Below are 13181 nucleotides of genomic sequence, written 5' to 3'. Positions count from 1 at the left end.
GTGCGTCACACGTCGATCAGCAACTGCGGCCGGAACGCCTCCTGCTCCCCCTTCGCCGCATACCCCAGCGGATTGCTCACCACGCGGCAGCGCTTTCCGTGATCGCCTTCGACGACGTAGTCGCTCGCGTAGTGCAGGTGTCCGTGCATCCACACGTCCGCCCTGGGCAGCAGGTGGTCCAGCGCATTGCAGAAGCCGGCCGTGCCCGGGACCAGCCCGTAGCGCGGATCGGCGCTGCGCAGGCTGGGCGCGAAATGCGTGATCACCACCGTGGGCCCGTCGAAGGCTTCGTCGAGCGCGCGCACCAGCCAGGACTGGCAGGCCAGCGACTCCTCGCGGATCTCCGGTGCCAGGAAGGGCGCGCCCTTGCGCGTCGCGTCGGTCTTGCGCAGGAAGTAATTGGCGGCGCGGAAGGACTTGTGGCGCAGCGCCTCGCGGCGCGCGGCGTCCTTTTCCTGCACGGCCAGCGCGTCGAAGTCCGACCAGAGCGTGGTGCCGACGAAGCGCACGCCCTGGTGCACCAGCACTTCGCGATCGAGCCAGGTGATGCCGAAGCGCTCCACCGCGGCGCGCAGTTCGGCGTCGAGTTCGTCGAAGTCGCCGTTGTCGTATTCGTGGTTGCCCGGCACGTAGAGCACCCGCGGCCAGGCACCGCCGCTGGCCGCGGACGCGAACTGCGCCAGCCCGAAGTCGCGCGGCCTGGTGGCCGGCAGCTTCGAGGTGCGCTGGTAGAGCCGATGTCGCCGGCCAGGACCAGGAGGTCGGCGCCGGGAGCGGGGACTGCACGAAAGCCGGGTTGCGACTCCAGGTGCAGGTCGGACATCAGCTGGATCTTCACCGGCGCCATCCTAAGGTTGCCGGCGAAGCCGCGGGTGACTAGAGCTTGACGCCGGCGCCCTTGACCGCGGGAGCGAGCTGGCCCACCTGGTCGCGCACGAAGGCGGCGAACGCGGGCTGCGTCGTCGGCGCGGCGGTGATGCCCAGGTCCACCATCCGCTTCTTCACGTCGGCGCTGCCCAGGATCTCGTTGACCGCGGCGTGCAGGCGCGCCACCACGTCGGCCGGCATCTTCGCCGGGCCCGACAGCCCGAAGAAGTTGTCCAGCACCAGCTTGCGGTGGCCGGTCTCCACCACGCTCGGCACGTCCGGCGCCAGCGGCGACCGCGTGGCGGAAGTCACGGCCAGCGGCACGATCTGCCCGCTCTTGAAGTAGGGCACGAAGGCGGTGATCACGTCGATGCCCACCGGCACCACGCCGGAGATCAGGTCCGTGGTCATGGGCGCGCCGCCGCGGTAGGGAACGTGCACCATGTTCAGGGCCAGCTCCTTCTTCATCAGCTCGCCGTAGATGTGGCCGATGGAGGCGGGGCCGCCGGAGCCGAAGTCGAGCCGTCCCGTGCGCTTGGCCAGCGCTTCCAGGTCGGCGATCGTCTTCAGGCCCGCCTTGGGGTTGGCCATCACGACGCAGGGCGCGGTGCCGATCATGGCGATGTGCGTGAAGTCGTCCACCGGGTTGTATGGCTGCTTCTCCAGCGCGAACGGGCCGATCGAGATCGGCGTGGAGTTCGACAGCATCAGCGTGTAGCCGTCCGCCGGTGCCTGCATGACCGCGAGGCCGCCCACGCTGCCGCCCGCGCCCGGCCGGTTGTCCACCACCACGCCCTGTCCCAGCTTGGTCGCCAGCTGCTCGGCGAACACGCGCGCCACGATGTCGCTCGCGCCGCCGGCCGGGAAGGTGACGACGATGCGGATCGGCTTCTCGGGCCAGGCGGCCAGCGCGGGCAGGGCGGTGCTGGCGGCACCGGCGGAGACCGCCTGCAGGAAGCGGCGGCGGGTGGGGTGGGGAATGCGCGTCATGGGTTCTCCTTCTCGGCAAGTCGCCGGCGAGCACCGGCGCGCAAGGAACATGCCACGCGCCGCTTACATGAATGCCTTCAGCGCTCGCCGATCCCGAAGGCCTTGCGCGCGGCCGTGGTCACGGCGACACGCAGCCACACGTGCTCCGGCCGCTGGGTCTGGTGCCGGTGCCACAGCGTGTCCACGTGCACCGGCGGCACCTCGAAGGGCAGCTCGCGCTGCACCAGCTGGTCGGAGCGCCCGGTGGAGCGGATGAAGTGCCGCGGCAGCACGGTGAGCAGGTCCGAATTCTCCACCACCAGTCCCGCCGTGAAGAACTGGTTGACGGTCAGCACCACGCGCCGCTGCCGCCCGAGCGAGGCCAGCGCCTCGTCGATGAAGCCGTAGGGCCGGCCCGAAAAGCTCACCAGCATGTGGCGGGCTTCGCAGAAGCGGTCCAGCGTGAGCGCGCCCTTGGACAGGCGGTGGCCCTTGCGCATCACGCAGACGTAGTGGCCGTCGTACAGGCGCTCGTGCTCGAAGGGCGCCATGCCGCCGCCTTGCGACTGCGCGGTCAGGTCGGCGAGCACGGCGGGGAAGAAGCCGATCGCCAGGTCCGCCGTGCCTTCGGCCAGCAGGGGACGCGGGTCGCGGGTGGTCAGCGGCAGCATGCGGATCGAAATGCCGGGGGCCTCCTGCTCGAGGATCTCCACCAGCCCGGGCACCACCTCGGCGGCGGTCGCATCGGCCATCGCCAGGGTGAAGGCATTGGTGGCCTCGGAGGCGACGAAATGCCCCGGCGCGAGCGAGCTTTCCAGCTGGCGCAGCGCCTCGCTGACGGCAGGCCACAGGGCCAGCGCCTTGGGCGTCGGCTCCACCCCGTAGCCGCTGCGCGCGACCAGGCGGTCGCCCAGCGCGTCGCGCAGGCGGTTCAGGGCGTTGCTCACCGCCGGCTGGGTCATCGACAGGTTGCGGGCGGCCCGCGTCAGGTTGCGCTCGGCCATGACCTGGTCGAACACCCGCAGCAGGTTGAGGTCGAGGGTGCGGAAATTGGCTGGTTTCATACGTTCTGTGAATGATATGCATCACTACTCAAAAGTAGCCAAATATCAGGGTCAACCCTAGTATTCACCTCACGCACCCGGCAACTCCGCCACAAGCGTTTTCAAGGGGAAGAACAAAATGGCACGCTTCGTTCACATCGACTATCCGACCCAGCACGGCGGCGTTACCCGCATCAGCCGTGGCCTGGAGGCCTTCCGCAGTTTCCACCTCGGCCGTGGCCTGGTCCACACGCTGGCCCTGATCGGCGGCCCGCTCAACCGGGTGCTGAGCACCTGGGCGGCTGCCCGCAAGCAGCGTGCCGAAGACGAAAAGCTCTGGAACCTGGCACTGACCGACGCCCGCATCATGGCCGACCTCAGCCGCGCCATGAGCCAGGACGCCATGCGCGACGTGCGCGGCTACTTCTAAGGGCAACAGGACCATGGGCGCCGTCGTCCATCCCTCCCTGGTCAGCCAGGTCGTGCGCCACCTGCCGGCGCCGCTGCTGAACCTGCTCGACGCCTGGTCGAGCGCCCTCGCACGCCGCCGCTGGCAGCAGCGGCAGCTCAAGTGGCAGCAGCGCAAGGCCGCCACGGTGGCCGCCGCCCCGGCGGCGAGCTACCACCTGAAGCCCTGGCGGGATTGAGGGGCGGCACCGGGAGGCAGCCTCTATGATGAGGTTGCCATGGATCCCCGGTTGCCCGCATGAATCCGAGTGCTGCCACCCGGCGGGCTCCGGGCACCCTGGCCGCCGTCGCGATCGCGCTGGGCACCCTGGCCGCGATCGCGCTGGTGATGGCGGTCGGGCTCGCGCTGGAGCGGCGGCTGCTCCTGCGCCAGGCGCAGGACCAGGTGGCCACCCTGTCGGCGGTGCTGCAGGAAAACACGGCCCGCACCTTCGGCATCGCCAACACCGCGCTGCAGGGCCTGGCGCTCCACCTCTCGCAGCGCACGCACCCCCGGCATGACGAGGAAACCCGCAAGCTGCTGCTCGCCACGCTGCGCGGGCTGCCCACGGTCCGTTCGCTCTTTGTCGTCGGGCCGGACGGCTTCATCCAGCACGACACCGACTACCCGCGCACCCCCGACATCTCGCTGGCCGACCGCGGCTACTTCCGCGCCTTCCTGCAGGATCCCGCGCTGCAGTCGCACGTCTCGCCCGCCCTCCTGAGCCGGTCCGGAGCCGGCTGGTTCATCGCGGCGAGCCGGCGGATCACGGGCCCGGACGGCCGCTTCGCGGGCATCGTGGTCGCCGCGGTGCAGCTGGACTCCTTCTCCAGGCTGTACAAGCAGCTGAACCTGCAGCCGGGCCAGGTGATGAGCCTGTACGAGACCAGCGGCCGCCTGCTCGCGCGCTACCCGGCGGACGACGCCGCCATCGGCCGCTCCTGGGGCGACACGCCGCCGTTCGACCGCCTGGCGCGCGAAAGCGCCGGGGTGTTCGAGACCGAGGGGCCTCCCCTGGACTACCCGCGCGTGGTCAGCTTCCGGGTGGTGGAGGACCATCCCTTCGTGGTGGTGATCTCCACCAGCAAGGCGTCGATCCTGTCGCTGTGGCACCAGACCGCGGCGGCCGCGGGCGTGGCGCTCGTGCTGCTGTCGCTGCTGACCGCCTTGGGTCTGAGGTTCTTCCTGCAGCGGCAGGAGCAGGGCCGGCGCCTGATCGAGCACCGGGCCGCGCAGGCGAAAGCCGCCGCGCTGGCCGAGGCGAACGCGAAGTTCCGCGCCTTCTTCGAGCAGGGCTACTTCTTCGCCTGCGTGCTGGCCGGCGACGGCACGGTGCTGGAGGCGAACGACGCCGGCATGGCGGCCTGCGGCACGGCGCGCGAACAGGCCGTGGGCCGCAAGTTCTGGGAGTGGGACGCGTGGGCGGCGGCGGCCAGCGCGAAGCTCGCCCAGGACGCGCTGCGCCGCGCGCTCGCGGGCGAGACCGCCGGCTACGAAACCGCCTACGCCAGGGGCGCCGGCAGCCAGCGGCTCATCGAGCTGGTGTTCTCGCCGATCCGGGGCGAACGGGCGGAGGTGTCGCTGGTGGCCGTCGTGGGCATGGACATCACGGAGCACAAGCGCCAGGAGGAGCAGTTGCGCGCCCAGGCCGCGGAACTGCAGGACGCGGACCGCGCGCGCAGCGAATTCCTGTCCACGCTCTCCCACGAGCTGCGCAATGTGCTGGGTCCGCTGCAGAACGGGCTGCACGTCCTGGACCGCGCCGACCCGCAGTCGCAGCGGGCGCTGAAGATGAAGGAGCTGATGCACCGGCAGCTGGGCCAGCTGCGCCGGCTGGTCGACGACCTGCTGGACGTCGCCCGCGTCAACAGCGGCAAGGTGCGGCTGGACATGGAGCGCATCGACTTCCGCACGGTGCTGGCCGCCGCCGCCGCGGCCGGGGCGGCGGCGATGGAGGGCCCGGGGCATACGCTGGAGACGAGCTGGCCCGACGAGCCCCTGTACGTCGAGGTCGACACCGTGCGGATGCTTCAGGTCCTGAGCAATCTCCTGGGCAACGCGGCGAAGTACACGCCGCCCGGCGGCCGCATCCAGTTGCGGGCGCGGCGCGAAGGCCGCGAACTGATGGTGGAGGTGGTCGACAACGGCCTGGGCATCCCGCTGGACGCGCAGGCCAGGGTGTTCGACATGTTCCGGCAGGTCCCCAGCCACCTGGCCCAGTCCCAGGGCGGCCTGGGCATCGGCCTGGCCCTGGTGCAGAAGCTGGTCTCGCTGCAGGGCGGCCATGTCGAGGCCTTCAGCGACGGCCCCGGCCAGGGCAGCACCTTCACCGTCTACCTGCCGCTGGCCGACGGGCCGGACGCGGGCGCGGGCCGGCCCGCGGAGGGCGCGGCCGCGGGGCCGGCCTGAATGCTCAGGTGGCGAGTCGCTTCTCGATCTGCGCCTTGGTCTGCTTGAGCTCGACCGGCAGCCGGTGCTCCAGCTGCACGAACAGCTCGTGGTGCAGCTCAGCTCCTTCTCCCAGGCCGGCAGGTCGATGTTGATCACCTGCTCGAACTGTTCCTTCGTGAAGGGCAGGCCTTCCCAGTTCAGTTCCTGGTAGCTGGGGCTGATGCCGAACACGCTGCTCTCCCCTGCACGCGGCCTTCGATGCGGTCGATCATCCACTTCAGCACGCGCATGTTCTCGCCGTAGCCGGGCCACACGAACTTGCCGTCCTCGCCCTTGCGGAACCAGTTGGTGGTGAAGATCTTGGGCAGCCTGGCGCCCGAGGCTTCCAGCTTGCGGCCCAGGTTCAGCCAGTGCTGGAAGTAGTCGCTCATGTTGTAGCCGGTGAAGGGCAGCATGGCGAAGGGATCGCGCCGCACCACGCCGACCTGGCCGACGATGGCGGCGGTGGTCTCCGAGCCCATGGTGGCGGCCATGTACACGCCTTCCACCCAGTCGTTGGCTTCCGTCACCAGCGGCACGGTGGTCGAGCGGCGACCGCCGAAGATGAAGGCATCGATCGCCACGCCGGCCGGATCGTCCCAGGCCGGGTCGAGCGCGGGATTGTTGATCGCGGCGACCGTGAAGCGCGCGTTCGGGTGCGCGGCCTTGGCGCCCGTCTCCTTGGCGATCTGCGGCGTCCAGTCCTTGCCCTGCCAGTCGATGGCGTGCGCGGGCGCCGGGCCCATGCCTTCCCACCACACGTCGCCGTCGTCGGTCAGCGCCACGTTGGTGAAGATCACGTTCTTGTCCAGGCTGGCCATGCAGTTCGGGTTGGTCAGCGTGTTGGTGCCCGGGGCGACGCCGAAGTAGCCGGCCTCGGGGTTGATGGCGTACAGGCGGCCGTCGGCGCCCGGCTTGATCCAGGCGATGTCGTCGCCGATGGTGGTGACGCGCCAGCCTTCGAAGCCCTTGGGCGGGATCAGCATCGCGAAGTTGGTCTTGCCGCAGGCCGAGGGGAAGGCGGCGGCGACGTGGTACTTCTTGCCCTCGGGAGAGGTCACGCCCAGGATCAGCATGTGCTCGGCCAGCCAGCCCTGGTCGCGGCCCATGGTGGAGGCGATGCGCAGCGCGAAGCACTTCTTGCCCAGCAGCGCGTTGCCGCCGTAGCCGGAGCCATAGGACCAGATCTCGCGCGTCTCGGGGTAGTGCACGATGTACTTGGTCTTGTTGCAGGGCCAGGCCACGTCCTTCTGGCCTTCGGCCAGCGGCGCACCGACGGTGTGCAGGCAGGGCACGAAGTCGCCGTTGACGCCCAGCACGTCGTACACGGCCTTGCCCATGCGCGTCATGATGCGCATGTTCACCGCGACATAGGGGCTGTCGGACAGCTCGATGCCGATGTGGGCGATCGGCGAGCCGAGCGGCCCCATCGAGAAAGGCACCACGTACATGGTGCGGCCGCGCATGCAGCCGTCGAACAGGGGCTGCAGCGTCTTGCGCATCTCGGCCGGCTCGACCCAGTTGTTGGTCGGGCCCGCGTCTTCCTTCTTGCGCGAGCAGATGAAGGTGCGGTCTTCCACGCGGGCGACGTCGCTCGGGTCGGAAAGGGCGAGGAAGGAGTTGGGGCGCTTGACCGGGTCCAGCTTCGTGAAGGTGCCCTTGTCCGCCAGCAGCTGGCACAGGCGATCGTATTCCTCCTGGCTGCCGTCGCACCAGTGCACCTGGTCGGGCTTGCACAGGGCGACCATGTCGGCCACCCAGGCGATGAGGCGTGCGTTCTTGACGTAAGAGGGGGCCTTCAGGTTCAGGCCCTGCATCACCGGTGAGTTCATCCTGGACTCCTAAGTTGAAAAGCGTGTTTCCAAAAGGAGCTCAGGCGGCCGGCCACCCGATGCGCGCCCTTTCAAAACAGGCTTGGGTCAGTCGGCTGCGGCGTCCACCGCTGGGTCGGCTGGGAGGGCCATTTTAGGGAGCGGGGCTGACGGGAAGCCGCTGGGCCAGCCCCAAGCCATGCAAAGGATGCATGCCTTTATGCACGGCCGCCCGGGCGGTCAGCAAGGAGCCGCCTCGGGCGGCCCCTTGCCTTCGCTCCGTTGGCCGAAGACCGCCGGTGCCGGGGATCAACGCAGGCGGAGAGCCGGGCGACGGGTTCAAGCGCCAGCGAAGCGGCCGTCGCCGTCGCCGGCCTGAGCTTGCAAAGCGCGATCAGCGCCATCATCGACAGGAAGCCGCCCGCCACCAGCGCCGGGTAGGCCGCCATCAGCTCGACCAGGGAGTACTTCCAGGAAAGCGGCCGGCCGACACCCAGCAGTGCCGCATAAAGCCAGGACACGCCCGACACCGTGCCGGCGAAGGTGGCGAGAACCGTCTGGCTGAAGGACAGGTTCAGGATGGACCCCACGCGCTTCATGGACGGCAGCACCAGGTTGTGGAGGACCATGCCATTGAGCGTCAACAAGGACACCATGACGATCTTGGCCTGGATCTTCGGATTCGCGAAGTACTGCCAGCCACCCGTGGTCACCGCGTCCAGGGCCACGATGGCGGCCCCGGTGGCCCACAGGGCGGCCAGGGCCCGGGTCACCGTCGCCTGCAAGGCGTCCATCTCGCCCATGTGGGCGCGATCGGCGGCGGCGTCCGGCTTGAGTAAGGAGCGGACCAGCGTGAAGTCGCTCTTCAGCACCAGGCCGATGGCGACACAGCAGGCAAGCAGATGGAAGAAAACGAGACCCAAACGACCAAACTCCAAGATTTCTTGGGGGATATGCATGTACGCGACTCCGGGGGTAGATGCCGCTGAGTCCCTGTCCAGGGATGCGGCTTGAATGACAAGTCAGGCGGACCAGGGAATGGCTGGGAAGCGAACATTCCTGCGCCGGCGAGTGCCTTCTGAGAGGCGAGCGAATCCTAAAGTACGCGCCGGTTCGACGTAGTTAGGAAGAGTCAGCAGGTGTTAGATGCCGTTATCGATACTTGCCGCCCCATTCCGGTGCCTTGCACCCTGAAAAGCTGCGCCAAGTGCGAGACCAGGAGGCCATGGCCGCCGATGCCGCATGCACGGCTCCACCCGGTGGGTGGGCTTGATGGGGAGTCGATGCCTGCGATTCAGAACGCAGGCGCGGGAACGGACGCTTGGGCGAGGCTCGCCGGCAGGCGAGTGCCCCTTTCAGGCCATGTAGATGGCGATGAAGGCCAGCAGGAACATCAGGGCCGCGCCGACGGCGGGCAGCACGATCGGAATGGCGGGCACGACGTCCTCCACCGGATCATGGGGTTCCTGGCCGTGCAGGGCGGGCTCGTTGGGGCTCGTCATCTTGTCCTCTGGGGGTCTTCCGATCGCCGGATTCTAGCAAGGGGCCCGCGCCGCCCCGGTCAGAGCAGGGCGTAGGTGGTGCTGGCGCGGCACGCGCTCTTGCCGTCCACCGCGCCGCGGATGTCGATCTCGCCGAAGGCCAGCGTCTTGCCGGCGCGGACGATGCGGGCCTGCACCAGGGCGTCCTGCCCGGACAGCGGCTTGAGGAAGCTGGTGTTCATCTGCACCGTGGTGCACGGGCGGAAGGCGCCGAACTGGTTGACCAGCGCCAGCACCATCGCCGTGTCCGCCGCGGCCATCATGGCCTGGCCGCAGAGCATGTCGCCCACCCGCGACAGCTGCGGGTCCTGCGGCAGCCGCAAGGTGACGCTGTCGCCGTCGAAGGCCTCCACCCGCAGCCCGAGCGCCTGCACCCAGGGCGCGAAGTATTCGGGCAGCGCGCCCTGCAGGGTCTCTCGGTCCATCACTGTTCCTCCGCCTCGAATCCCGCCGCGCGCAGCGCCTCCAGCAGCGACTGCACGTGGGCGCGGCCACGGGTCTGCACCACCAGCTCGATCTCCACGTTCTGCGCCGCCAGCATGGTGAAGGCGCGCTGGTGGTGCACCTCGTCGATGTTGGCGCCAGCTTCGCTCACCACGGCGGTGATCCGGGCCAGCGAGCCCGGCACGTCGCGCGCGCACCCCGCAGGCGCGCCAGCCGGCCGGCGCGCACCATGCCGCGCTGGATGATGGCCGCCAGCAGCATCGGGTCGATGTTGCCGCCGCCGAGCACCAGGCCCACCTTGCGGCCTGCATGGCGCGCCGGCTCCTTCATCACGGCCGCCAGCGGCGCCGCGCCGGCGCCCTCCACCAGCGTCTTTTCCATGTCCAGCAGCAGCACGATGGCCTGTTCGACGTCCCCTTCGTCCACCAGCACGATGTCGTCCACGTGGCGTTCCACCAGCGCCTGGGTGAACTGGCCCGGGCGGCCGACTGCGATGCCCTCGGCGATGGTGGAGCCGCCCTGGGGCAGCGAGGCGTGCTTCACCGCGTTGTACATGTTGGGGAAGCGCAGGGTCTGGACGCCGATCACCCGGATCCCGGGCTTGAGTGCCTTGGCCGCTGCGGCGATGCCGCCGATCAGCCCGCCGCCGCCAATCGCCACCACCAGCGTGTCCAGCTGCGGCACCGCTTCCAGCATCTCCAGCGCCACCGTGCCCTGGCCGGCGATGATCGCCTCGTCGTCGTAGGGATGGACGAAGGTCAGCTGCTGGGCCTGGGCGAGCTCCTGCGCGTGGGCGCGCGCCTCCTCCAGCGTGTCCCCGTGCAGCACGACCTCGGCGCCGAAGCCGCGGGTGCGCTCCACCTTCACCATCGGCGTGAAGCGGGGCATGACGATCACTGCACGGATTCCCAGTCGTTGCGCGTGGTAGGCCACGCCCTGGGCGTGGTTGCCGGCGCTCATGGCGATCACGCCGCGCTCCCTTTCCGCCTGGCTCAGCTGTGCCAACTTGTTGCAGGCGCCCCTTTCCTTGAAGGAGGCGGTGAACTGCAGGTTCTCGAATTTCAGGTAAATGTGGCAGCCTGCGGCCTGCGAGAGCATGCGCGACTCCACGCAGGGCGTATTCAGCACCTGCCCCTGGAGGCGGGTGGCGGCTTGGCGGACGTCTGGCAGGCCGATCATGCGGGCATTGTGCCGTCAGCCACGGACTGGCGGCTTCCATGTAGCATGATCCCGCGCTATCGTACGGCGCACCGCCCCACGGAGGTCGATTGGCCAAGCGCTCGCTGGATCTGCAACTGCTGCCCTCGCCGGGTCTGAAAGACGCGCCGGTGCTGGACCTGATGTGTTCGCACTTCGTGCTGACGCTGGCGGCGAAGCAGGGCGCGAAGTTCAACGTGCGGCGCGACCTGAACGGCCTGCTGTCGCTGGCCGGGCGCCACCTGGTGTGGCCGGCGCCGTCCCTCGACCGGCTGCGCGAATTCCTGGGCCGCCGCTGCAAGGACAACGAGTTCTGGCGCGGCCACGAGCAGCTGGCGACACGTGAATTCCTGGACCGGCATGGCGTCTGGCGGGGCCCCTACGAGGAAGGCACGCTGTTCTTCTACCTGGACGAGTACGCGAAGGACCAGCCCAAGGACCTGCTGTCGGTGCTGACGGTCACCGGCGAGTGGCTGACGCACGCGCTGAAGAAGCACTCCACGCTGGTGGAGAAGAACATCGACGCGCTGGCCAACCTGCTGCAGTTGAACAAGGCGGAGCGGGCGCTGCTCTTGTACGGCACGCTGGCGCGCTACCAGCGCGACCTGCGCAGCCTGCTGGTCGAATTCAAGGTGAACAACGCGCCCGAGGCCTATGCCGCCATCGCCGAAGTGGCGGGCGTGAATGCCGCCGAAGTGGGCGAGGCGCTGCGTGCCGGCTCGCGCCTGGAGCGCATCGGCCTGGTGGAGAACCTGATCTCCGAGCACAACATCACCGACCTGGCGGACCTGATGAAGGTCAGCGAGAAGCTGCCGCCGGTGCTGATGCGCGAGTACCGCGACCAGAACGAGCTGATGGCAGTGTTCACGCGGCCCTCGGCCAAGAGCGCGCTGGTGCTGGACGACTTCTCCTTCGTCGGCGAGGAGGCGGGCATGCTGCGCAGCCTGCTGCGCAACGCGATCGACCGTAAGGAGCCGGGCGTCAACGTGCTGCTGTACGGGCCGCCGGGCACCGGCAAGACCGAGCTGGCCAAGGTGGTGGCGCAGGCCGCGGGGCTCGAACTGTTCGAGGTGGAGTACGCGGACCGCGACGGCAACTCCTTGAGCGGCCGCGACCGCTACCGCTCGCTGCAGATCGCGCAGGTCTTCCTCAAGGGCAGCGCGCAGGCGGCGCTGCTGTTCGACGAGGTGGAGGACGTGTTCCCGCCGATCTCCAGCGAGGCCGCGCAGATGATGGCGCGCGCCGAGCAGATCGTCGCGCCGCCTTCGGGCAGCGTGAGCGGCAAGGCCTGGGTCAACCAGATCCTGGAGACCAATCCGGTGCCCACCATCTGGGTCACCAACCGCATCGAGCAGATCGATCCGGCCTTCCGCCGCCGCTTCGCCTATCACCTGGAGCTGAAGTCGCCGCCGCCGGGCGCGCGCGAAGGCCTGGTGCGCAAGACGCTGGAAGGCGTGCAGGTGTCGCCCGCCTTCGTGGCCAAGCTGACCGAGCGCAAGGGACTGACGCCGGCGCAGATCCGCACCGCGGTGCGCTTCGCGCAGCTGGCCGCGGCCGAGGACGTGAGCTCCGAAGACCTGATCGAGCGGCAGCTGCGCAACGCGGACCGGGCGCTGGGCACGCGCAGTTCGGACGCCGGCGCGCGCCCCAGCGTCACCACCTACGACCTCGAGATGCTGAACGTGGAGTCGCGCTTCGAGGTGCCGCGCATCGTCGAGGCGCTGAAGGCGCGCGGCCACGGCACGCTCTGCTTCTACGGCGCGCCCGGCACCGGCAAGACGGCGCTGGCGGAACACATCGCGCGCAGCCTGGACCGGCCGCTGCTGATCAAGCAGGCCAGCGACCTCATGAGCAAGTTCGTCGGCGAGACCGAACAGAACATGGCGGGCATGTTCCGCGAGGCGGAGGCCGAGAAGGCGGTGCTGCTGCTGGACGAGGCCGACAGCTTCCTGCAGGACCGGCGCGGCGCGCAGCGCACCGCACCTACGAGGTGACGGAAGTCAACGAGATGCTGCAGGGCATGGAGCGCTTCGCCGGCATCTTCATCTGCACCACCAACCTGATGGACCGCATCGACCAGGCGGCGCTGCGGCGCTTCGCCTTCAAGATCAGGTTCAAGCCCCTGACCTCGGTGCAGCGCGAGCGGATGTTCGTGACCGAGGCGCTGGGCGGCGATGCCGCGCTGCTGACGCCGGAGGTGGCGGCACGCCTGGCGCGGCTGGAGCACCTGTGCCCCGGCGACTTCGCGGCAGTGAAGCGCCAGGTGGAGATCCTCGCCGCGCAGATCACGCCGGACGAATTCCTGGAGCAGCTGGAAGGCGAGCACCGGATCAAGCCGGAAGTGCGGGAAGCGCGGAGCATCGGCTTCGTGCAGTGAAGTTGGGGTGCGCTGCGCGCAGCCCAAGCTACGAAACATTGCAGGCCGTCACTG

8 protein-coding genes and 4 pseudogenes are annotated in these 13181 nt (G+C 69.2%); 4 read left to right on the top strand and 8 right to left on the bottom strand.

Going from position 1 to position 13181, the window contains the following annotated elements:
* Positions 1 to 5: 5 nt before the first annotated feature.
* The 3 genes and pseudogenes from HK415_RS18310 to HK415_RS18300 form a co-directional block, all read right to left on the bottom strand.
* Positions 6 to 838, bottom strand: a pseudogene (locus tag HK415_RS18310) (metallophosphoesterase).
* 38 nt (positions 839 to 876) lie between these two features.
* Positions 877 to 1857, bottom strand: coding sequence for a Bug family tripartite tricarboxylate transporter substrate binding protein (locus HK415_RS18305; protein WP_171561721.1), 981 nt, complete (start codon positions 1855 to 1857; stop codon positions 877 to 879).
* A 77-nt stretch (positions 1858 to 1934) separates the two neighbouring features.
* Positions 1935 to 2900 carry a LysR family transcriptional regulator gene (locus tag HK415_RS18300; protein WP_171561718.1) on the bottom strand — a complete coding sequence of 322 codons (966 nt, stop codon included), beginning with the start codon at positions 2898 to 2900 and terminating at the stop codon, positions 1935 to 1937.
* A gap of 118 nt (positions 2901 to 3018) precedes the next feature.
* Here HK415_RS18300 and HK415_RS18295 point away from each other — a divergent pair, with 118 nt between their 5' ends.
* The 3 genes from HK415_RS18295 to HK415_RS18285 are packed head-to-tail and all read left to right on the top strand — an operon-like array spanning position 3019 to position 5736.
* On the top strand, positions 3019 to 3309 hold the full coding sequence (locus tag HK415_RS18295; protein WP_171556304.1) for a hypothetical protein: 291 nt from the start codon (positions 3019 to 3021) through the stop codon (positions 3307 to 3309).
* A 13-nt stretch (positions 3310 to 3322) separates the two neighbouring features.
* The gene (locus tag HK415_RS18290; protein WP_171561715.1) at positions 3323 to 3526 is read left to right on the top strand and encodes a hypothetical protein; all 204 of its coding nucleotides are present in this window, start codon (positions 3323 to 3325) and stop codon (positions 3524 to 3526) included.
* A 59-nt stretch (positions 3527 to 3585) separates the two neighbouring features.
* Entirely contained in the window at positions 3586 to 5736 is a 2151-nt protein-coding gene (locus HK415_RS18285) for an ATP-binding protein (RefSeq protein ID WP_171561712.1), read from the top strand.
* Positions 5737 to 5740: 4 nt separating this feature from the next.
* Here the strand turns inward: HK415_RS18285 and HK415_RS18280 are convergent.
* The 5 genes and pseudogenes from HK415_RS18280 to HK415_RS18260 form a co-directional block, all read right to left on the bottom strand.
* Positions 5741 to 7589, bottom strand: a pseudogene (locus HK415_RS18280) (phosphoenolpyruvate carboxykinase (GTP)).
* 197 nt (positions 7590 to 7786) lie between these two features.
* A complete protein-coding gene (locus HK415_RS18275) occupies positions 7787 to 8527 on the bottom strand; it encodes a hypothetical protein (protein ID WP_171561709.1) in 741 nt (246 codons plus the stop codon).
* A 396-nt stretch (positions 8528 to 8923) separates the two neighbouring features.
* Complete coding sequence (locus HK415_RS18270) at positions 8924 to 9070, bottom strand: hypothetical protein (RefSeq protein ID WP_171561706.1); 147 nt, start codon at positions 9068 to 9070, stop codon at positions 8924 to 8926.
* A 59-nt stretch (positions 9071 to 9129) separates the two neighbouring features.
* Positions 9130 to 9534 (bottom strand): PaaI family thioesterase, encoded by a 405-nt coding sequence (locus HK415_RS18265; RefSeq protein ID WP_171561703.1) that lies wholly within the window; start codon positions 9532 to 9534, stop codon positions 9130 to 9132.
* A pseudogene (locus tag HK415_RS18260) lies at positions 9534 to 10732 on the bottom strand (threonine ammonia-lyase). Before HK415_RS18260 ends, HK415_RS18265 begins: the two are co-directional and overlap by 1 nt.
* 89 nt (positions 10733 to 10821) lie before the next feature.
* Between HK415_RS18260 and HK415_RS18255 the strand changes: the two are divergent.
* A pseudogene (locus tag HK415_RS18255) lies at positions 10822 to 13127 on the top strand (ATP-binding protein).
* Positions 13128 to 13181: the final 54 nt, after the last annotated feature.

Origin of the sequence: Ramlibacter montanisoli, from assembly GCF_013087525.1 — a bacterium.
Classification (GTDB): Bacteria; Pseudomonadota; Gammaproteobacteria; order Burkholderiales; family Burkholderiaceae_C; genus Ramlibacter; species Ramlibacter montanisoli.
The sequence above is the reverse complement of the archived record's forward strand: the minus strand, read 5'-3'. Positions and strand labels throughout refer to the sequence as shown.